The 20,376-nt window shown below is 72.9% G+C and carries 18 protein-coding genes, 1 pseudogene and 1 riboswitch; of the genes and pseudogenes, 6 read left to right on the top strand and 13 right to left on the bottom strand.

The genetic code is table 11. From position 1 onward, the window contains the following. Nucleotides 1–106: 106 nt before the first annotated feature. Both QQM72_RS13580 and QQM72_RS13575 read right to left on the bottom strand, forming a co-directional pair. A complete protein-coding gene (locus QQM72_RS13580; RefSeq protein WP_314221122.1) occupies nt 107–1,060 on the bottom strand; it encodes a decaprenyl-phosphate phosphoribosyltransferase in 954 nt (317 codons plus the stop codon). Then, nucleotides 1,053–1,562, bottom strand: a complete 510-nt coding sequence (locus QQM72_RS13575) for a phosphatase PAP2 family protein (protein WP_314221121.1) — start codon at nt 1,560–1,562, stop codon at nt 1,053–1,055. The genes QQM72_RS13580 and QQM72_RS13575 overlap by 8 nt, the downstream gene beginning before the upstream one ends. 132 nt (nt 1,563–1,694) lie before the next feature. Between QQM72_RS13575 and QQM72_RS13570 the strand changes: the two genes are divergently transcribed. Together QQM72_RS13570 and QQM72_RS13565 are read left to right on the top strand one after the other, a co-directional pair. Next, complete coding sequence (locus QQM72_RS13570) at nt 1,695–3,068, top strand: FAD-binding protein (protein WP_314221120.1); 1,374 nt, start codon at nt 1,695–1,697, stop codon at nt 3,066–3,068. Continuing rightward, entirely contained in the window at nt 3,065–3,820 is a 756-nt protein-coding gene (locus QQM72_RS13565; protein ID WP_314221119.1) for a decaprenylphospho-beta-D-erythro-pentofuranosid-2-ulose 2-reductase, read from the top strand. Before QQM72_RS13570 ends, QQM72_RS13565 begins: the two co-directional genes overlap by 4 nt. Before the next feature lie 51 nt (nt 3,821–3,871). Here QQM72_RS13565 and QQM72_RS13560 read toward each other — a convergent pair whose 3' ends face one another. The 5 genes from QQM72_RS13560 to QQM72_RS13540 all read right to left on the bottom strand — a co-directional run bounded on the left by QQM72_RS13560 (nt 3,872) and on the right by QQM72_RS13540 (nt 9,199). Next, nucleotides 3,872–4,450 (bottom strand): 2'-5' RNA ligase family protein, encoded by a 579-nt coding sequence (locus QQM72_RS13560; RefSeq protein ID WP_314221118.1) that lies wholly within the window; start codon nt 4,448–4,450, stop codon nt 3,872–3,874. 187 nt (nt 4,451–4,637) lie between these two features. Then, the gene (gene trpS / locus QQM72_RS13555) at nt 4,638–5,651 is read right to left on the bottom strand and encodes a tryptophan--tRNA ligase (protein WP_314221117.1); all 1,014 of its coding nucleotides are present in this window, start codon (nt 5,649–5,651) and stop codon (nt 4,638–4,640) included. A gap of 82 nt (nt 5,652–5,733) precedes the next feature. Further along, on the bottom strand, nt 5,734–7,185 hold the full coding sequence (locus QQM72_RS13550; RefSeq protein ID WP_314221116.1) for a glycine hydroxymethyltransferase: 1,452 nt from the start codon (nt 7,183–7,185) through the stop codon (nt 5,734–5,736). Between the two features lie 40 nt (nt 7,186–7,225). After that, nucleotides 7,226–7,316: riboswitch (ZMP/ZTP riboswitch) on the bottom strand. 198 nt (nt 7,317–7,514) lie between these two features. Then, nucleotides 7,515–8,702 carry a glutathionylspermidine synthase family protein gene (locus QQM72_RS13545; protein ID WP_314221115.1) on the bottom strand — a complete coding sequence of 396 codons (1,188 nt, stop codon included), beginning with the start codon at nt 8,700–8,702 and terminating at the stop codon, nt 7,515–7,517. A gap of 32 nt (nt 8,703–8,734) precedes the next feature. Continuing rightward, a complete protein-coding gene (locus QQM72_RS13540; RefSeq protein ID WP_314221114.1) occupies nt 8,735–9,199 on the bottom strand; it encodes a hypothetical protein in 465 nt (154 codons plus the stop codon). Between the two features lie 179 nt (nt 9,200–9,378). Here QQM72_RS13540 and QQM72_RS13535 point away from each other — a divergent pair. After that, nucleotides 9,379–9,623: pseudogene (locus QQM72_RS13535) on the top strand (hypothetical protein); the annotation flags it as partial. 72 nt (nt 9,624–9,695) lie between these two features. On the opposite strand, the gene pdxR reads toward QQM72_RS13535, so the two are convergent. Then, complete coding sequence (gene pdxR / locus QQM72_RS13530; protein WP_314221113.1) at nt 9,696–11,138, bottom strand: MocR-like pyridoxine biosynthesis transcription factor PdxR; 1,443 nt, start codon at nt 11,136–11,138, stop codon at nt 9,696–9,698. A 47-nt stretch (nt 11,139–11,185) separates the two neighbouring features. On the opposite strand from pdxR, the gene QQM72_RS13525 reads away from it, so the two are divergent. Genes QQM72_RS13525 through QQM72_RS13515 form a run of 3 tightly spaced genes read left to right on the top strand, consistent with a single transcriptional unit; the run spans nt 11,186 to nt 12,878 of the window. Then, nucleotides 11,186–11,704: a carboxymuconolactone decarboxylase family protein gene (locus QQM72_RS13525; protein ID WP_314221112.1), complete on the top strand. Its 519-nt coding sequence runs from the start codon at nt 11,186–11,188 to the stop codon at nt 11,702–11,704. After that, on the top strand, nt 11,701–12,144 hold the full coding sequence (locus QQM72_RS13520; protein WP_314221111.1) for a carboxymuconolactone decarboxylase family protein: 444 nt from the start codon (nt 11,701–11,703) through the stop codon (nt 12,142–12,144). The genes QQM72_RS13525 and QQM72_RS13520 overlap by 4 nt, the downstream gene beginning before the upstream one ends. Beyond that, a complete protein-coding gene (locus QQM72_RS13515; RefSeq protein WP_314221110.1) occupies nt 12,141–12,878 on the top strand; it encodes an isocitrate lyase/PEP mutase family protein in 738 nt (245 codons plus the stop codon). The genes QQM72_RS13520 and QQM72_RS13515 overlap by 4 nt, the downstream gene beginning before the upstream one ends. Nucleotides 12,879–12,881: 3 nt before the next feature. Here the strand turns inward: QQM72_RS13515 and QQM72_RS13510 are convergent, their stop codons facing one another. From QQM72_RS13510 to QQM72_RS13490, 5 genes are read right to left on the bottom strand one after another with little or no spacing between them, the layout of a single operon-like run. Then, a complete protein-coding gene (locus QQM72_RS13510) occupies nt 12,882–13,853 on the bottom strand; it encodes an ABC transporter substrate-binding protein (RefSeq protein WP_314221109.1) in 972 nt (323 codons plus the stop codon). 1 nt (nt 13,854) lies between these two features. Further along, the gene (locus QQM72_RS13505; protein WP_314221108.1) at nt 13,855–15,801 is read right to left on the bottom strand and encodes an ABC transporter permease; all 1,947 of its coding nucleotides are present in this window, start codon (nt 15,799–15,801) and stop codon (nt 13,855–13,857) included. Next, the gene (locus QQM72_RS13500; RefSeq protein WP_399077272.1) at nt 15,801–16,931 is read right to left on the bottom strand and encodes a betaine/proline/choline family ABC transporter ATP-binding protein; all 1,131 of its coding nucleotides are present in this window, start codon (nt 16,929–16,931) and stop codon (nt 15,801–15,803) included. The genes QQM72_RS13505 and QQM72_RS13500 overlap by 1 nt, the downstream gene beginning before the upstream one ends. A gap of 5 nt (nt 16,932–16,936) precedes the next feature. Beyond that, nucleotides 16,937–18,469: a GMC family oxidoreductase gene (locus tag QQM72_RS13495; RefSeq protein ID WP_314221106.1), complete on the bottom strand. Its 1,533-nt coding sequence runs from the start codon at nt 18,467–18,469 to the stop codon at nt 16,937–16,939. Between the two features lie 55 nt (nt 18,470–18,524). After that, nucleotides 18,525–20,054 carry an aldehyde dehydrogenase family protein gene (locus QQM72_RS13490; protein WP_314221105.1) on the bottom strand — a complete coding sequence of 510 codons (1,530 nt, stop codon included), beginning with the start codon at nt 20,052–20,054 and terminating at the stop codon, nt 18,525–18,527. Between the last annotated feature and the right edge of the window lie 322 nt (nt 20,055–20,376).

Genomic DNA, 20,376 nt, shown 5'->3' with positions numbered 1-20,376 from the left:
CGGATATCGCCGATGCGGATATCGCGGAACACCGGAATTCGGGTACCCCGGATTCGCGGGACCGTGGCCGGTGCCGTGTCACCTGGTCGCGGCACGCGCGCGTGGCTCACCAACCGGCCACGGCCAGCGCGTACATGGCCAGCCAGGCCAGGCCGATGAGGGCGAGGGCGCGGTCGCCCAGGACGACCTCCTCGGGCTCGCCCGCGGTGCCCCGGTCGGCGAAGACGGCGTACCGCAGGACGGCCAGGATGAACGCGACCACGGACAGCTGGCGCCAGGGCAGCACGCCCGGGTGCGGGACGCCGCCCTCCTCCAGGGCCCACAGGCAGTAGCCGAGCACGGCGACGCCGGCCGCCAGCTGCCAGACGAAGCGCAGGTAGCCGGTGGTGTACTCGGTGAGCAGCACGCGCGTGGCGCCCGCCGTGCCGGCCAGCTGGACGGCCTCGGAGTAGCGCTTGGCCGCGACCATGAACAGCGCCCCGAACCCGGTGGTGATCAGGAACCAGCGGGAGAGCGGGATGCCCAGGGCGAGTCCGCCCGCCATGGCCCGCATCAGGAAGCCGGTCGTGACGACGACGAGGTCGACGACCAGGACGTGCTTCAGGCTGACGCAGTAGGCCAGTTGCATGCCCAGGTAGGCGGTGAGCAGCAGCGCGACGGCGGGTGTCGTGAGCCGCGCCGCGGCGGCCGGCGCGAGGACCGCGAGGGCCACCGCGACGCCGTAGGCGACGGGCACCGGGACCTGTCCGGCGGCGATCGGGCGGTGCCGTTTGGTGGGGTGGGCACGGTCGGCCTCGGCGTCACGGGCGTCGTTGACCAGGTAGACGGCGGCGGCGCAGGCGGTGAACAGGGCGAAGACGAGGGCGAGTCGGGTGACCGCGTGCAGGGAGAAGAGCCGGCCGGCCGCGGCGGGGGCGGCGACGACCAGGATGTTCTTGACCCACTGCTTGGGGCGGGTGGTCCGCAGGAGGCCGCCGACGAGGGTGCCGGGGCGGTCGCTCGGGGGCCGGGAGGCCGGCGGGCGGTGCGTGCGCTGTCGGTGGAGCAGTGCCTCAGCCATGGTGGCCCTCTCTCATCCAGCGCGCCCCCAGCCGCGCGGTGACCGCCCCCAGGGCCGCGCCCGCCGCCACGTCGGAGGGGTGGTGGACGCCGGCGACCAGGCGGGAGAGGCACATCGCGGCGGCGAGCGGCGCGGCGGCGTACGCCCCGAGCGAGCCGTAGGCGACGGCGGCGGCCGCGGCGGAGGTCGCGTGCGAGCTGGGGAAGGAATGCCGTCCCGCGGTGCGCACCAGGGGTTCGACGTGGGTGGGACGCGGGCGCCGGACGATACGTTTCACCCCCATGCTGGCGGCGTGCGCGCCCGCGGTGAGCGCGGTGGCGCGCAGCCAGGCGCCGCGCCGGGTGCCGTCGACGGCGGCTCCGGCGGCGCCCGCCGCGAGCCACAGGGCGGCGTGCTCGCCCGCCCAGGAGAGGGCGCGCGCGACGCGGGCGACGCGGGGGTCCGCGCCCCGGGCGTGGAGCGCCGAGAGGATCCGGTGGTCCAGGTCGTCGAGTTCGTCCATGTGGACTCACTGTTCACGCCTGCGTCCTCGGAACTCCGGCAATATTGAGCGACATCCCATTAATCACCCATTTCGGGGAGTGATGCATGTTTCAAAATTAATCGCCCATATAGAGGCGATACGGTCACGAGCATGCCTGCCGAGACCACCGCCGAGACCGTCTCCGTCACGGGGTGGGGCCGCACCGCCCCCACCACCGCACGCCTGGTCCGCCCCCGGACCTACGCGGAGGCCGTGGCGGCGGTCCGGGACTGCGGGCCTCGCGGAGGCATCCCCAGGGGTCTGGGGCGGGCCTACGGGGACGCGGCGCAGAACGCCGGCGGGGCGGTGATCGACCTGACCGGGCTGGACCGGATCCACGTCATCGACGCCGACGAGGGGAGCGTCCTGTGCGACGCGGGGGTCTCCCTGCACCGGCTCACGGAGGTCCTGCTGCCGCTCGGCTGGTTCGTGCCGGTGACCCCCGGCACCCGGTACGTGACCGTGGGCGGCGCGATCGGCGCCGACATCCACGGCAAGAACCACCATGTGTCCGGGTCCTTCGCCCGGCATCTGCTGTCCTTCGAACTGCTCACGGCGGACGGCACGATCCGCACGGTGGAGCAGGGCACCGACCTGTTCGACGCGACCACCGGCGGCATGGGCCTGACCGGCGTCGTCCTGACGGCCAGGATCCGGCTCCAGCCGGTCGAGACGTCGCTGATGTCGGTCGACACCGAGCGGGCCGCCGACCTCGACGACCTGATGGCCCGGCTGACGGCCGACGACCACCGCTACCGCTACTCGGTCGCGTGGATCGACCTCCTCGCGCGCGGCGCGGCCACCGGACGCGCGGTCCTGACCCGCGGCGAGCACGCTCCCCTGGGCGCCCTGCCCGCCCGCGCGCGCCGGGCCCCGCTCGCGTTCCGCCCGTCCCGGCTCCCGGCCGCTCCCGCGTTCCTGCCGAGCGGCCTGCTCACCCGCACGACCGTCGGACTGTTCAACGAGCTCTGGTACCGCAGAGCACCCCGCGCGCGTTCCGGCGAACTCCAGAGCCTGTCCGCCTTCTTCCACCCCCTCGACGGCGTCCCGCACTGGAACCGCGTCTACGGCCGCGCCGGCTTCGTGCAGTACCAGTTCGTCGTCGGGTACGGCCGGGAGGAGACCCTGCGCAGGATCGTGGGACGCGTTTCCGCCCGCCGCTGCCCGTCCTTCCTGGCCGTCCTCAAGCGGTTCGGGGACGCCGACCCCGGCTGGCTGTCCTTCCCGCGCCCCGGCTGGACCCTCGCCCTGGACATCCCGGCCGGGCTGCCCGGCCTCGGCGCCTTCCTCGACGAGCTGGACGAGGAGGTGGCCGCCGCGGGCGGCCGCGTCTACCTCGCCAAGGACTCCCGGCTGCGCCCCGAACTCCTCACCGCGATGTACCCGCGCCTCGACGACTTCCGCGCGCTGCGCGCGGAGCTGGACCCGCGCGGGGTGTTCGTGTCGGACCTCGCCCGCCGGCTCAACTTCCAGGAGTCACCATGAAGGACGCCTTCGGCCTCCCCCAGTCGCTTCTCGTCCTCGGCGGCACGTCCGGCATCGCGCTGGCCACCGCCCGCCGGCTGATCGCCCGCCGCACCCGCACGGTGTGGCTGGCCGGGCGCCCGTCGCCCGCCCTGGAGTCGGCCGCCGCCGAGCTGCGCACCCTGGGGGCGGACGTCCACACCGTGCCCTTCGACGCGCTCGACCCCGAGTCCCACGAGACGGCCCTCGGCAAGGTCTTCGCCGAGGGCGACGTCGACGCGGTGCTGCTCGCCTTCGGCGTCCTCGGCGACCAGGCGAACGACGAGCGCGACCCGGCGGCCGCGGTGCGCGTCGCGCAGACCAACTACACGGGGGCGGTGTCGGCGGGGCTGGTCGCCGCGGGCGCCCTCCAGACCCAGGGCCACGGCTCCCTGGTCGTCCTCTCCTCCGTCGCCGGCGAGCGGGCCCGCCGCTCGAACTTCATCTACGGCTCCAGCAAGGCGGGCCTCGACGCCTTCGCCCAGGGGCTGGGCGACGCGCTGCACGGCACCGGCGTGCACGTCATGGTCGTACGCCCCGGGTTCGTCCGGACGAAGATGACCGCCGGGCAGCCCGAGGCTCCGCTGGCGACCACACCGGAGGCGGTCGCCACGGCCGTCGAGCTGGGGCTGCGGCGCCGCTCGGAGACGGTGTGGGTGCCGGGCGTGCTGCGCGTGGTGATGTCGGCGCTGCGCCACGCGCCCCGCGGGCTGTTCCGCAGGCTGCCGATCTAGGCCGCGGGCGGGCCGCAGGCTGCCGATCCGGCGGAGCGCCGGGGCGGGCCGCTAGCGCGTCGGCAGCGAGCCGCGGTCGACGTGGGCCGCCTGCGGGGGTACGACCGCGCCCCCGAAGGCGTAGTCGCGCAGTTTGCGCCAGACGCCGTCGGCGCCCTGCTCGGCCAGGGCGAAGCCGGTGCAGGACCACTCGGCCTCGTAGTGGGCGAGCTCGGCGAAGGCCCGGTCCATCGCCGCCTCGTCGATGCCGTGCGCCACGGTGACGTGCGGGTGGTAGGGGAACTGGAGCTCGCGGGTCAGCGGCCCGGAGGCGGACCGGATCCGCTGCTGGAGCCAGGCGCAGGTCTCGGTGCCCTGGACGACCCGCACGTAGACCACGGGCGACATGGGCCGGAAGGTGCCGGTGCCGGACAGCCTCATCGGGAAGGGGCGGCCGGCCGCGGCGACCTCGCCGAGGTGCGCTTCGACGGCGGGCAGCGCGCTCCTCCCGAGCTCGGTCGGCGGCAGCAGCGTGACGTGCGTGGGGATGCCGTGCGCCGCGGCGTCGCCGAAGCCCAGACGCCGCTCCTGGAGCAGGCTGCCGTGAGGCTCCGGGACCGCGATCGACACACCGATCGTTACGGTCCCCACGTCTTCTCCTGTCGTCATGTCGTCATGGCGGGGTGTGTTGCCGGGTTCGTACTCAGTCGTACGGCTATCGACTGTACGGCCACAGCTGTGCTCTGGGCAGGCGCAGGGAAAGTGATGTGCAGCGCTCTGCCCGGAGGAACAGGTGTGCGGTGCGCCCCTGGTGCTTCCGCGTGCTTCCGGGCGCCGCTCAGTGCTTCGCGGGCAGGAAGCCCACCCGCTCGTACGTCCGGGAAAGCGTCTCCGCGGCGACGGCGCGCGCCTTCTCCGCACCCTTGGCCAGGATCGAGTCGAGCGTCTCGGGGTCGTCCAGGTACTGCTGGGTGCGGTCCCGGAACGGCGTCACGAAGTCGACGACGACCTCGGCGAGGTCCGTCTTGAGCGCGCCGTAGAGCTTGCCCTCGTACCGCTGCTCCAGCTCGGCGACGCCGGTGCCGGTCAGCGTCGAGTAGATGCTGAGCAGGTTGCTGACGCCGGGCTTGTTCTCGGTGTCGTAGCGGACGACCGTGTCGGTGTCCGTGACCGCGCTCCTGACCTTCTTCGCGGTCGCCTTCGGCTCGTCGAGCAGGTTGATGAGGCCCTTCGGCGTGGACGCCGACTTGCTCATCTTGATCGACGGGTCCTGGAGGTCGTAGATCTTCCCGGTCTCCTTCAGGATGTGCGGCTTCGGGATCGTGAAGGTGTCGCCGAAGCGGCCGTTGAAGCGCTCCGCGAGGTCGCGGGTCAGCTCGATGTGCTGGCGCTGGTCCTCACCGACCGGGACCTCGTCGGCCTGGTAGAGCAGGATGTCCGCGACCTGGAGGATCGGGTACGTGAACAGGCCCACGGAGGCGCGGTCGGCGCCCTGCCTGGCGGACTTGTCCTTGAACTGGGTCATCCGGCTGGCCTCGCCGAAGCCGGTGAGGCAGTTCATGACCCAGGCGAGCTGGGCGTGCTCGGGGACGTGGCTCTGGACGAAGAGCGTGCAGCGGTCCGGGTCGAGGCCGGCCGCGAGGAGCTGGGCGGCGGCCAGCCGCGTGTTGGCGCTGAGCTCCTTCGGGTCCTGCGGGACCGTGATCGCGTGCAGGTCGACGACCATGTAGAACGCGTCGTGGGACTCCTGGAGCGCCACCCACTGGCGGACGGCGCCGAGGTAGTTGCCGAGGTGGAACGAGCCTGCGGTGGGCTGGATTCCGGAGAGCACGCGGGGTCGGTCTGAGGCCATGTCCATCATTGTCTCAGAGCGCGGAGACCGCCCGGAACGGGTCCCGGGCGGCCACGGGGGCCGCCCGGGGGTGCCGCCGGGGTCAGCCGAGGTCGATCTCCGGGTACAGCGGGAAGCCCGCCACCAGGTCGGTCGCCCGCCGGGAGATCTCGTCCGCGACCTTCGCGTCCAGGACGTGGGCGGCCTTCGAGGGGGCGCCCGACTTCGTCGTGCCCGGCTCCGTCGTGGTCAGGACCCGGTCGATGAGGCCGGCGACCTCGTCCATCTCGGCCGTGCCCAGGCCCCGGGTCGTCAGCGCCGGGGTGCCGATGCGGATGCCGGAGGTGTACCAGGCGCCGTTCGGGTCGGCGGGGATGGCGTTGCGGTTGGTGACGATGCCCGAGTCGAGCAGCGCCGCCTCGGCCTGGCGGCCGGTGAGCCCGTAGGAGGAGGCCACGTCGATCAGGTTCAGGTGGTTGTCCGTGCCGCCGGTGACCAGGTTCGCACCGCGCCGCGTCAGGCCCTCGGCGAGGGCGCGGGAGTTGTCGACGATGCGCCGGGCGTAGTCCTGGAAGGACGGCCGCCGGGCCTCCGCCAGGGCGACGGCCTTGGCGGCCATGACGTGCGGGAGCGGGCCGCCGAGGACCATCGGGCAGCCGCGGTCGACCTGGTCCTTGAGGGAGTCGTCGCACAGGACCATGCCGCCGCGGGGGCCGCGCAGGGACTTGTGGGTGGTGGTCGTCACGATCTGGGCGTGCGGGACCGGGTCGAAGTCGCCGGTGAGGACCTTGCCCGCGACCAGTCCCGCGAAGTGCGCCATGTCGACCATGAGGGTCGCGCCGACCTCGTCGGCGATCTCGCGCATGATCCGGAAGTTCACCAGCCGGGGGTACGCGGAGTAGCCCGCGACGATGATCAGCGGCTTGAAGTCACGGGCCGTGGCGCGCAGGGCCTCGTAGTCGATCAGGCCCGTGGCCGGGTCGGTGCCGTACGAGCGCTGGTCGAACATCTTTCCTGAGATGTTCGGGCGGAAGCCGTGGGTGAGGTGGCCGCCGGCGTCCAGGGACATGCCGAGCATCCGCTGGTTGCCGAAGGCCTGGCGCAGCTCGGCCCAGTCGGCCTCGGAGAGGTCGTTGACCTGGCGGACGCCCGCCTTCGCGAGGGCCGGGGCCTCCACGCGGTCGGCGAGGATCGACCAGAAGGCGACGAGGTTGGCGTCGATGCCGGAGTGCGGCTGGACGTACGCGTGGCGGGCGCCGAAGAGCTCGCGGGCGTGCTCGGCGGCCAGCGCCTCGACGGTGTCCACGTTGCGGCAGCCGGCGTAGAAGCGGCGGCCGATGGTGCCCTCGGCGTACTTGTCGCTGAACCAGTTGCCCATCGCGAGGAGGGTGGCCGGGGAGGCGTAGTTCTCCGAGGCGATCAGTTTGAGCATCTCGCGCTGGTCGTGGACCTCCTGGCCGATGGCGTCGGCGACGCGCGGCTCGACGGCGCGGATCACGTCGAGCGCGGCACGGAAGGCGGTGGACTCGGTGGAGAGGGACTGCTGCTCGGACATGTCGTCGGCCTCCGGGGGCGTGGCGTGCGGTCACGGTTCTCGGTCTGGCCCAGGCGCACGGCACTCTTGTCGCTCACAGGCCGCTCCCCGATGGTCCGTCCCATCCCAGCGCGCCAGTCACGGCCCGCTCGCCAGCCTACCGGGCAGGCCCTGATCCCAAGGTCCGGCGTCCACCATGCGAGCGAGGCCGGACCCGCGCTGGAGCACGCCTCCGGTCGCCCCGGAGCAGCCGCCGGACCGGGGTCGCGGGGCCTCGGGCGCCTCTTCTGGATCAGCCCTGGGTCCACGGCGCCCGGCGCCTGATCCGACCCGATAGAAGAAACGCCCTACTAGAGGATCACGTGGGGCAGGAAGCGGGCGTACTCGTCCGTGATCAGGCCGGAGGACTCGCGGATGCCCAGGCCGGCCGACTCGTCCTCCACCGTCCACGCGCCGAGGACGACGTGGTTGCCGTCGAACGTGGGCAGGGGCGCCAGCTGCTGGTAGCAGCAGGCTTCGTCGGTGCGCGGGGCAAGATCGCCGCCCGGTGCGTGCAGGGTGACGCCGGCGCCCTCGCGGCCCAGCAGCGGCTTGGCGACATAGCCGGTGGTGGCCGCCAGTTCGCGGGGGCCGTCGAGGTAGGCGGGGAGGAGGTTGGGGTGTCCGGGGTACAGCTCCCACAGGACGGCCAGCAGGGCCTTGTTGCTGAGGAGCATCTTCCAGGCCGGTTCGATCCACAGGGTCGTGCCGGTGCCGCCGCCGTTGTCGAGGGTGTCGAGGACATGGCCCGCGAAGCGGTCGGTGGTCAGCCACTCCCAGGGGTAGAGCTTGAAGCAGCTGCGGATGAAGCGGAGTTGACGGTCGACGAAGCGGCCGGACAGCGGGTCCCAGCCGATCTCCTCCATGGAGATCCAGGCGGTGTCCAGGCCGGCCTGCTCGGCGGTCTCCTTGAGGTAGGCGACCGTCATGAGGTCCTCGCCCAGTTCGTCCTGCGAGGAGTGCGCGAAGTGCAGCGGGCTGCCGGGCGGGAGCAGGGGGGCCTGCTTCTTCCAGGCGGCGACCAGGCGTTCGTGGAGGGAGTTCCACTGGTCGGCGCCGGGGAATCGTTCCTCCATCCAGAACCACTGGGGGGAGGCCGCCTCCACGAGCGAGGTCGGGGTGTCGGCGTTGTACTCCAGGAGCTTCGCCGGGCCGGTGCCGTCGTAGTGGAGGTCGAAACGGCCGTAGACGGACGGGAGTTCGGCACGCCGGTGCCAGGCCTCGGCGACCGCCGCCGCGACCCGCGGGTCGGTGATGCCGAGGTCGGCGAGGCGGTCGGTCTCGACGAGGTGGGCGGCCGCCGCCAGGCACATGGTGTGCAGTTCCTCGACGGTCTCCTCCAGCGCCTCGACCTCGTCGAGGGTGAAGACGTAGTACGCGCTCTCGTCCCAGTAGGGGCGCAGTCGGCCGTCGGGGTGACGGGTGAGGGGGTAGACGAGACCCTGGTCCTCGACGGTCCGCTGCCAGTCGGGGCGGGGTTCGATGCTGTGACGTCGCACGGTGCCGGTGTCCTGTTCAGCCGCTCGGGCGCTCAGCCGCCCGAGCTGCCCTTGCCGACGCCGCTGCCGCTGTCGCCGTCGCCGCCGAACCCGTTCCGGTCGACTCCGCTGCCGCCGCTGCCGCCACTGCCGCTCCCGCCACTGCTACTGCTGCCGCCGCTGCTGCTCGAACCGGTCGAGCCGCCGGACCCCTTGCCCGGCTTGGTGAAGGAGCCGCCGTCGACCCAGGAGCCCTTCTTGTCGCCGCCGTAGTACCAGGCGGCGTCGGTGGAGGCCGTGGTGGACCCGCCGACCTTGCCGGCCGAGCCGGACTTGCCGGACGTGGACTTGCAGTTCTTGTCGGCGACGACCTTGTAGCCCTTGGTGAGGTTGTAGCTGTCGCGGTCGACGCAGCGCTTGTCGGGGTCGGAGGAGCAGGCGGAGAGGGCCGCCGCGAGCACTCCCATGCCGCCGAGTACGACCGTGCCCGAGCGAAGTCTGCGCCGCGCGTCCGCCATGTTCCGTCTCCCCGTTTCCGCATCGCCCCTACGACGATTTCCGGCCGTCAGCCTAGACACCCTGCCGAGAGCGACCGAAGGCGGCCCGCCCACCAGCCGTTCCCCCACAGTCCTTTCGTGCTCTTCGCAATGGTGTGCGCCCTCGGCGCGGCGGTCTGCTTCGGCACGGCGACGGTGCTGGGTCCGTGACGACCGCCACGGCCGGGGTGGTGATCGGCGAGACGATCGGGCCGGCGCTGGTGGGCGTGGTGTGGCTGGGCGACCGGACGGACCCGGGAGGGACTCGGCCGGCCGGCCGGCCGTGCTCGGCTTCGCCGTCGCCGTGGCGGGAGCGCCGGAGCCGGCCCGGTTCGGGGAGGCGCCCGAAGCGGCGCCCGTGGCGGAGCCGGCGCCGGAGCCGCCGGTCAGGCCATCGTCTCCGTGATGCCGTCCCGCGGGCGGGTCCTCGCCTCCGGCGCGAGGGTGGCCGTCTCGACGGCCTCCTGTCGGCGCGGGTTCATCCGGGAAAAGGAATTCCGGAGCCGTTCTCACCGGAGGGAAGCGCCGCGCACAACGCGTCCAGCGCGCCGGACCAGGCGTGGTCCGGCGGGGTCCCGTAGCCGACGACCAGCGCGTCGAGGGGCTCGGTGACCGCGTCGGGGTGGCGGTAGCGGGGGGTGAGGCCGTCGGCCGCCAGGCCCTGGTAGGCCGCCGCACGTACCACCGCCTCCAGCGTGCCGGGCGGCAGCCGCAGCACGGCGTGCAGGCCCGCCGCGATACCGGTGACGCGGACCGCGGGGGCGTGCGCGGCCAGGGCCGCGACCAGCGCGTCACGGCGTCGGCGGTAGCGGGTGCGCGCCGCCCGGACATGACGGTCGTACGCGCCCGAGGTGATGAACTCCGCCAGCGTCAACTGGTCCAGCACCCCCGAGGTGTCCACCCCGCCCTTGGCCGCCAGCACCTCGTCCGTGACATCCGGCGGCAGCGCCATCCAGCCCAGGCGCAGGCCGGGGGCCAGTGACTTGCTCGCGGTGCCCAGGTACACCACGTGGTCGGGGTCCAGGCCCTGGAGGGCGCCGACGGGCTGGCGGTCGTAGCGGAACTCGCCGTCGTAGTCGTCCTCCAGGACCAGCCCGCCGGTGTGCCGCGCCCAGTCCACGACGGCCGCCCGCCGGTCGTGGTGCAGCGGCACGCCCATCGGGAACTGGTGGGCGGGGGTGAGCAGGACCGCGCCCGCGCCCCTCGACAGCCCCGGGTCCGTCAACAGCCTTGTGTCCGTGCCGCGTTCGTCGACGGGCAGCGCGGTCATGGCCAGCCCGGCCGCCGCCAGCAGCCTCCAGTGCTCGTCCAGGCCGTACGAGTCGACGGCGATCGTGCGCACCCCGCGCGCCCGCAGGACGGTGGCGAGCAGTCTCAGGCCGTGCGCGAACCCGGCGCACACCACGATGCGTTCGGGGTCGGCGCGCACGCCGCGGGCGCGGGCGAGGTAGCCGGCGAGGGCGGTGCGCAGTTCGGTCCGGCCGCGGGGATCGCCGTAGCCGAGGGCGTCGGAGGGGGCGGCGGTGAGGGCGCGGCGGGCCGCCCTGAGCCACTCGGCGCGCGGGAAGGACCCGAGGTCGGGGGTGCCGGGCCGCAGGTCGTAGGCGGGCCGGCGGCGCTCGGGGCGGGGGGATGCCGCGCCCGCGGTCGGGGCGGTCCTCCCCTCGGCCACCCGCGTGCCCGAGCCCTGTCGGGCGGTGAGCCAGCCCTCGGCGACGAGGTCGGCGTAGGCGTCGGCGACCGTGTTGCGGGCGATGCCCAGGTCGGCGGCGAGCGAGCGCGAGGAGGGGAGCCGGGTGCCGGCGGGCAGCCGGCCGCCGCGGACGGCCTCGCGCAGGGCGTCGGTCAGGCCCCGGCGCAGGTGCGGTCCGGTCGGTTCCAGATGCAGGTCGACGCCGAAAGTGGCCCAGGATCTCGCCATGGAAATGGACCATACCCCTGGGCTGCCCCGCTCCTAGGGTCGAGGGCATGACGACGCACGCAGACCCCACGACCACCGACGAACAGGTTCCCTACGCCCCCGAGCACACCCCCCGGCTGAACTGGTCCGCGCACGCCCCCGAGGTCCTCAAGGCGATGCTCCGGCTCGACGCCGCCGCCCGTAAGGGCCTCGACCCGAAGCTGGTCGAACTGGTGAAGGTCCGCGCCTCGCAGCTCAACCACTGCGCGCTCTGCGTCGACATGCACAGCAAGGACGCGCTCGCGGCGGGCGAGAGCGTCGAGCGGATCATCCAGCTCAGCGCGTGGGAGGAGTCGGCGCACTTCTACACCGTGAAGGAGCTCGCGGCGCTGGCCCTCACGGAGGCGGTGACCGTGCTGACGGACGGTTTCGTGCCCGACGCGGTGTACGAGCGGGCCGCCGCGCACTTCGAGGAGGCCGAGCTGGCGCAGCTGATCGCCGCGATCACGGTGATCAACGCGTGGAACCGGTTCGGCGTGACCTGCCGGCTGGTGCCGGGCCACTACCGGCCGGGGCAGCACGCGTGAGCCGTACGAACCTCCTCGACCGCGAGGTCGGCCGGGCCATGTCCACGCTCAGCGCGGCCGCGAAGCAGGGCCTCGGCGACCCCGCGCTCGCCGAGCTGGTGGTGATCCGCGCCTCGCAGCTCAACCACTGCGCGTTCTGCCTCGACATGCACCTCGCCCTCGCCCGCGCGCACGGGGTGGGCGAGAGGCAGCTCGAGCTGCTGAGCGCGTGGGAGGAGGCGGGGGACGTCTACGACGAGCGGGAGCGGGCCGCGCTGGCCCTCACGGAGGCGGTGACCGTACTGACGGAAGGCTTCGTGCCCGACGCGGTGTACGAGCGGGCGGCCGGGCACTTCGACGCCCCGCGGCTCGCCCACCTCGTCGCGCTGATCACCGCTGTCAACAGCTGGAACCGGGTGATGGTCGCCCGCCGCATCCCGCCCGGGGGTTACACACCATGAGCGAGGTGGACGCCGTGAGCAAGGTGGACGAATTCCGTCGGCTGCACCACGGCCGGCTGCCGGGCGACCCTCTCGTGCTGCCCGGCCCCTGGGACGCGGCCGGCGCCCGGGTGTTCGCCGAGGCCGGGTTCCCGGCGCTCGCCACGCCCAGCGCGGGCGTGGCCGCCTCGCTCGGGTACGCGGACGGGCGGACCCCGGCCGACGAGATGTTCGCGGCGGTCGCCCGGATCGTACGGGCGGTGGACGTGCCGGTGTCGGCGGACGTCGAGGGCGGGTACGGGCTGGCGCCCGAGGAGCTGGTGGAGCGGCTGCTGGAGACGGGCGCCGTCGGCTGCAACCTGGAGGACTCGGCCGACGGCGTCCTCAAGGACCCGCGCGAACACGCCGAGTGGCTCGCCGAGGTCCGGCGGGCGGCGGGCGACCGGCTCTTCGTCAACGCGCGCGTCGACACCTTCGCGCACGGCGCCGGGGACCCGGACGACGCCATCGGACGGGCGGCGGCGTACGTCGCCGCGGGCGCCGACTGCGTCTATCCGATCGGCGCCCCGGCGGCCGTCCTGCCGTTGCTGCGGTCCGGGACGCAGGGGCCGCTGAACGTGTTCGCGCAGGTCGGCGCGGGCCCCTCGCCCACCGCACTCGGTGAACTCGGGGCCACCCGCGTCACGTTCGGACCGGGACTCCAGCGGCGAACGATGACCCTCCTGCGGGATCTCGTCACCGAGCTGAGGCCGTGACCGTCAGGACAGCCACGCCTTCCACGTCGACGCGTGGCTGTCCACCCACTTCTTGGCGGCCGCCTCCGGAGTGAGCTTCTGGTCCGCGATCATCAGGGACACCTCGTTCTGGTCCTCCGTCGTCCACTTGAACTTCTTGAGGAAGGCGGCCGCCTTGCCGCCGTCCTTCGAGAAGTCCGCGTTGAGGTACTTCTGGAGCGGGGTGTGCGGGTAGGCGCAGGCCACCTTGTCCGGCTCGGCGTCGCAGCCCTCCTTGTAGGCGGGCAGCTTCACCTCGGTCATCGGGACCTTCTCGAAGAGCCACTGCGGGGCGTACCAGTAGGTGAGGAAGGGCTTCTTCTCCTTGGCGAACTGCCTCATCTGGGTGATCTGGGCGGCCTCGGAACCGGCGAAGACGACCTGGTAGTCGAGCTTCAGGTTCTGCACCAGGGCCTTGTCGTTGGTGACGTAGGACGGGGAGCCGTCCATGAGCTGGCCCTTGCCGCCGCTCTCGGCGGTGCGGAACCGCGACGCGTACTTGTTGAGGTTCTTCCAGTTCGTGACGTCCGGGTGCTGCTTGGCGAAGTACGTCGGGACGAACCAGCCGATGTGCCCGGTGACGCCGAGGTCGCCGCCGCGCGCGATCGTCTTCTTGTCGTCGACGTAGCGCTGCTCCTGGCCGGGGTGGCCCCAGTCCTCCAGGATCGCGTCGACCCGGCCCTGGCTGAGCGCGTCCCAGGCGGGCACCTCGTCGACCTGGACGGTGTCGACGCGGTAGCCGAGCTTGTGCTCCAGGAGGTACTGGGCGACGGCCACGTTGGCCTGCGCGCCCACCCAGGACTGGACCGAGAGGGTCACGGTCCTGGCGCCCTGCGCGTTGGCGAAGGGCGACGCCTGCTTGGTCATGTCGGCGGCGCCGCAGCCGGTGAGCAGCAGGAGCGCGGACGCCCCGGCGGTCATGGCGGTCGTACGAAGCCGCAGGTCACGAAGTCGCATGTCACGCTCCCTTCTTCACGCGGCGGTCGGCCGGCTGGGTCACCCGGTCGAGCATCAGGCCGAGGCAGACGATCGCGGCGCCGGCCACCAGACCGGTCGCGAGGTCGCCCTGGGCGAGCCCGAACACGGCGTCGTAACCGAGCGCGCCGCCGCCGACCAGACCGCCGATGATGACGACGGCGAGGACGAGGACCACGCCCTGGTTCACGGCGAGCAGCAGCGCGGGCCGGGCGAGCGGAAGCTGGACCTGACGCAGTTGCTGCGCGCCGGTCGCGCCGAGGGACCGGGCGGACTCCATCGCCGCCGGGTCGACCTGGCGCAGGCCCTGGGTGGTGATGCGGACGACGGCGGGCAGCGCGTAGACGACGGCCGCCGCGACGGCGGGGGCGCGGCCGACGCCGAACAGGGCGACGACCGGGATCAGATACACGAACTGCGGCATCGTCTGGAACACGTCCAGGACCGGGCGCAGCACCTGTTCGACACGGTCGCTGCGGGCGGCGGCGATGCCGGTCGCGAAGCCGAGGACGAGGGTGACGGCGACTGCGGCCAGCACCTGGGAGAGGGTGTCCAGGGACGGTTCCCACACGCCGAGCACGCCGGTCGCGGCCAGCGCGAGGACGGCGGTCAGGGCGGTGCGCCAGGTGCCGATCGGCCAGGCGATCGCGGCGACCAGCAGCAGCACGGCCCACCAGGGCAGGCCCTGGAGGCCGGCCCTGAGGGGGTCGAGGACCCAGGTGGTGAAGTGGCCGGCCCAGTCGGCGGTGCCGCCGATCACGGGCACCCCGGAGTAGAGGTGGTCGGTCATCCAGTCGACGGCGTCGTTGACCGGGGCGGCGATGCTCACCGTCCAGGCGTCGGGCCAGTCGAGCCGGCCGGCCGCGCGCCCGGCGAGGGCGACGGCCACGGCGGCGCCGGCGGCGTAGAGCCAGCCGGCCCGGTGGCTGCCCGGTTCGCCGTCGCCGGCGCGGCCCGCGGCGGCCGTGACGCGGTCCAGGACGACCGCGAGGAGCACGATCGGGATACCGGCGGCGAGGGCGGCGCCCACGTCGACCGAGGCCAGCGCCTGGTAGACGCGGTCACCGAGGCCGCCCGCGCCGATCACCGACGCGATGACCGCCATGCCCAGCGCCATCATGATCGTCTGGTTGAGGCCGAGGAGGAGTTCCTTGCGGGCCAGCGGGATCCGGGCGGTCAGCAGGCGTTGCCGGGCGGTCGCGCCCAGCGAGTCCACCGCTTCCAGGACCTCCTTGTCCGCGCCGCGCAGTCCGAGCGCGGTGAGCCGGGCCATGGGCGGGGCGGCGTAGACGACGGTGGCCAGGACGGCCGCCGGGACGCCGATGCCGAAGACGAGCACGACCGGGAGCAGGTAGGCGAAGGCGGGCAGTACCTGCATGGTGTCGAGGATCGGGCGCAGGCCGCGGTCCAGGCGCTCGGAGAGACCGCCGGCCAGGCCGAGCACCACGCCCACGACGACCGACACGAGGACGGCGACGATCATCAGGGCCAGTGTCTGCATGGTCGGCACCCACATGCCGAGCAGGCCGCAGGCCAGGAAGGCGGCCGCCGTGCCGAGCGCGAGCCGCACCCCGGCCACCCGCCAGGCGACCAGCGCGGCCGCCGCGGTGACCCCGGCCCAGCCCGCGCCGAGCAGCACCAGGTACACGGCGCGCACCGAGAGGACCACGCCGTTGCTGAGGTAGCCGAAGAAGTAGAGGAACAGGGGGTTGCTGTCGCGGTTGTCGACGATCCAGTCGCTGGCACCGGTGAGCGGGTCGGTCAGGTCGACGGTGAGCGCGTGCGGCCAGGTGCCGCTGGACCACCGGGCGTGGGCCAGGGGGACGAGGATCGCGGCCGCGAGCGCGAGGATCAGCAGCTTGCGGACGGTCTGGTGCCTGAGGACGCCCGGGAGGGCGAACCGGGGGGCGGGTGTGGTCAGCGTGGCCATCAGACCGCCTCCTTACGGGGCTCCGTTCCGACCGCGACGGATCCGGGCTCCCGTCCGGCCGGGACGGCTGCGGGGCCCGTGCCGGCCACCACGCCGAGCAGTCCCTCGTGGTCGACGACGCCCAGGCAGCGGGCCGAGTCCATGACCCGTACCGGGACGCCCGCCCGGGCGACCGCCTCGATCGCCTGGGACACCGTGGCGTCCGGGGACACGGCCGGGCCGGCGCCCGCCTCCTCCAGGGACGCGGGCCGCATGGCCGTGCGCACCGTCAGGACCTGCTCGCGCGGTACGTCACGGACGAACTCGCGGACGTAGTCGTCGGCCGGGGAGCCCACGATCTCCTCGGGCGTGCCCAGCTGCACGACCTCGCCGTCGCGCATCAGGGCGATCCGGTCGCCCAGCTTCAGCGCCTCGCTGAGGTCGTGGGTGATGAAGACCATCGTGCGGCCCTCCTCGCGGTGCAGCCGGACGACCTCCTCCTGCATGTCGCGCCGGATGAGCGGGTCGAGGGCGCTGAAGGGCTCGTCGAAGAGGAGCACTTCGGGGTCGACGGCCAACGCGCGGGCGAGGCCGACGCGTTGCCGCTGGCCGCCGGAGAGCTGGGCGGGCCTGCGCTGTTCCATGCCGTCCAGGCCGACCTTGTCGACGACCTCCTTGGCGCGGGCGCGTCGCTCGGCGCGGCCCATGCCCTGGATCTCCAGGCCGTAGGCCACGTTGTCGAGGACCGTGCGGTGCGGGAGCAGGCCGAAGTGCTGGAAGACCATCGCGGCGCGGTGCCGGCGCAGTTCGCGCAGCCGGGTGCGGTCCATCGCGCGGACGTCCTCGCCGTCGACGACGATGGTGCCGGCCGTCGGCTCGATCAGCCGGGTCAGACAGCGCACCAGGGTGGACTTGCCGGAGCCGGACAGGCCCATGACGACGAAGACCTCGCCCTTGCGCACGTCGAAGGAGACGTCGCGGACGGCGGCGGTGCAGCCGGTGCGGGCACGGAGTTCGGCGGGCGGGAGCGCGGCGAGTTCGGGGTCGGCCGGGATGTTCGCGGACTTGGGTCCGAAGACCTTCCAGAGGCCGTCCACCGAGAAGACGGGGGCTTCGGTGTCCGCGGTGGGCGGCTTACGGGTGGCGGGCATGATCGTCATCGCGCATCGTCTCCGATCAGGTCGACGGCTTTCTCGCCGACCATGAGCACCCCGATCATGGGGTTCACGGCGGTCATGGTGGGGAACACGGAGGCGTCCGCGATGCGGATGCCCTCCAGGCCTCGGATCCGCAGCCGTGGGTCCACCACGGCCAGTTCGTCGTCCTCGGCGCCCATGCGGCAGGTGCCGGCCGGGTGGTAGACGGTGTGTGCGGCCTTGCGGGCGTACTCGCTCAGTTCCTCGTCGCCCGTGATGTCCGGGCCCGGCGCCACCTCGCGCTTGAGCCAGCCGGCCAGCGGCTCGGTCTTGGCGATCTCGCGGGCGATCCTGATCCCGTCGACGAGGGTGCGGCCGTCGTGGTCGTCCTCGTCGGTGAAGTAGCGGAAGTCGAGGGCGGGCTTCACGGCCGGGTCCGCGCTCTCCAGGTAGAGCCGGCCGCGGGACTTCGGCTTGGGGATGTTGGGGGTCATCGAGACGCCGTAGGGTGGGCGTTCGTAGCCCAGGCGTTCCGGGTTGTCCGTGAAGGGGACCTGGTAGAAGTGGAACATCAGGTCGGGGCCCTGGTGGGCGGGGTCGCGGCGTATGAAGAGACCGGCGTCGGAGTCCATCGCGGAGTTCTCCGGGAGCGGCCCGTGGGTCTCCCAGACGATCACCGACTCGGGGTGGTCGAGGAGGTTCTCGCCGACGCCGGGCAGGTCGAGCACGACGGGTATGCCGAGCGCGTCCAGGTCGGCCTTCGGGCCGATGCCGGAGTGCAGGAGCAGGCGCGGCGAGTCGACGGCGCCCGCGCACAGCACGACCTCACGGCGGGCCCGTACGAGGATCTCCTCGCCGTCCTTGGTGCGGACGTGCACGCCTTCCGCGCGGGTGCCGTCGAGCTCCAGCCGGTGGGCCCAGCTCTCCAGCAGGATCGTCAGGTTGGGCCGCTCGTCCATCACCGGGTGCAGATAGGCCACCGAGGCGCTCGACCGCTTGTTGGTCTCCGGGTGGTAGGCGAGGTCGAAGAAGCCGACGCCGTCGTCGAAGGGCTTGCTGTTGAAGCCCTCGATCCGCGGCACTCCGGTGGCCTGCCGAGCGGCCTCGACGAAGTCGCGGGCGATGGCGTTGCGGTCCTTCTCGTCGACCGGGACGATGTTGTTCAGCAGGCGCGCGTAGTACGCCTCCATCGGGACCGCGCCCCACCCGCGGGCTCCGGCCGCCTCCCACTCGTCGAAGTCGGACGGCAGCGGCTTGAAGGCGATGAGCGTGTTGTGCGAGGAGCATCCGCCGAGGACGCGGGCGCGGCTGTGCCGGATGTGGGAGTTGCCGCGCGGCTGCTCGGTGGTCGGGTAGTCGTAGTCGAGCTCACCACCGAGCAGGCCCATCCAGCGGCGCAGGGTGAGGACGTCGTCGCGGCCGACGTCGCTGGGGCCGCCCTCGATGACGGCGACGGTGGTGTCGGGGTTCTCGGTCAGCCGGGAGGCGATGACGGAACCGGCGGTTCCGCCTCCGATGACGACGTAGTCGTAGACATGTGCGTTCTCTGGCATGGGGGTACTCCAGGGGCGTGCGAAGTCTTCGATCAGGCGCGGGTCGGGCGGGGCGTCAGCCGGCGAACCAGCGGACGGGGCGCGGCGCGAGGTTCTGGTAGATGTGCTTGGACTCGCGGTACTCGGCGAGCCCGGCGGGGCCGAGTTCGCGGCCCACTCCGCTCTTCCCGAAGCCTCCCCACTCCGCCTGCGGCAGATAGGGGTGGAAGTCGTTGATCCAGACGGTGCCGTGCCGCAGCCGGCCGGCGACCCGGCGGGCCCGGCCCGCGTCGGCGGTCCAGACGGCGCCCGCGAGGCCGTACTCGGTGTCGTTGGCGAGCGCGACGGCCTCGTCCTCGGTGCGGAAGGTCTCGACGGTGAGGACCGGTCCGAAGACCTCCTCCCGCACGACCCGCATCTCGCGGTGGCAGCGGTCGAGGACGGTGGGCTCGTAGAAGTAGCCGGACTCCGGCCGCTGCGGGGCGGGCTGCGGACGCCGGCCGCCGGACCGCAGCACCGCGCCCTCCGCGAGCGCGGAGGCGACGTACGCCTCGGTCTTGGCACGCTGCTGCTCGGAGACGAGCGGACCGCACTCGACGCCGTCCTCGGTGCCGCGGCCGAGCCGGATCTGCTCGGCCCTGCGGGCGAGTTCGGCGACGAATCGGTCCCGGACCGACTCCTCGACGATGAGCCGGGAGCCCGCCGAGCAGACCTGGCCGCTGTGGATGAAGGCGGCGTTGAGGGCCTGGTCGACGGCGGTGTCGAAGGCCTCCTCGGTGGCGCAGGCGTCGGCGAAGACCACGTTGGGGTTCTTGCCGCCGAGTTCGAGGGCGACCTTCTTGACGGTCGGGGCGGCCGCCTGCGCGACCTTGGTGCCGCTGACCAGGCCGCCGGTGAAGGAGACGAGGTCGACGTCGGGGTGCTCGGCGAGCCGCGCGCCGACCGTGTGCCCGGGTCCGGTGACGATGCCGGCGACCCCGGCGGGCAGCCCGGCCTCGAGGAGCAGGTCGATGAGCGCGATCGTCGTCATCGGGGTGATCTCGCTCGGCTTGACGACGAACGTGTTGCCCGCGGCGAGCGCCGGAGCGATCTTCCAACTCGCCTGAAGCAGGGGGTAGTTCCACGGGGTGATCAGCGCGCACACGCCGACCGGCTCGTGTACGACGACGCTGTGGACGTCGGGCGAGCCCGCGTCCACCACCCGGCCCGGGGACTCGGCGGCGACGAGGGCGGCGAAGTAGCGGAAGGCGTCGGCGACGCAGTCGATGTCGACGCGCCCCTCCTCGACCGTCTTGCCCGCGTCCCGGCTCTCCAGCAGGCCGAGCCGTTCGCGATCGCGCACGAGGAGATCGGCGACGCGGTACAGCAGGGCGGCGCGTTCGGCGACGGGGGTGCGCGGCCAGTCGCCCTCGTCGAAGGCGGTGCGGGCGGCCGCGACCGCGAGGTCGGTGTCCTTCTCGTCGCCCTCCGCGACCACCGCGAAGGGGCGGCCGTCCGCGGGGTCGAGAATCTCTCGGGTCGCGCCGGAGAAGGCTTCCAGCCACTCTCCGCCCGCGTGGATCGTCCGGTGGTCGCGCTGTTCCGGCTGTTCCGTCCTGTCGGCCATGATCGCTGTCGCCTTCCGTTCCTGTTCAGTCCCCCTGCGTCACCTATGGGTCCGTCTCGGCGACGGCGTCCACATGCCCCCAACCTCTCATTGCATGCGCAATGTTTGGCCGAAAGTGCGCTGCATCACTGAAGTTATGGACATAAATTGACAAAACGTACTGGTGATCATGAACGGACGGCTGGGCGGACCGTGGACGCGGCCAGGACCTTCGGCCGAAGCCGGCCCGCGCGACCGGGGTGGCCGCCGACCAGGCAGTACCGGCGAACCGCCCGATCCCGGAACGGCGTTGAATTACTCTGCGTGTTCCAGGGGTTACACC

Origin of the sequence: Streptomyces zaehneri (assembly GCF_032248645.1) — a bacterium.
Taxonomy (GTDB): Bacteria; Actinomycetota; Actinomycetes; order Streptomycetales; family Streptomycetaceae; genus Streptomyces; species Streptomyces coriariae.
This window is presented reverse-complemented; position numbering and strand designations above follow the sequence as displayed.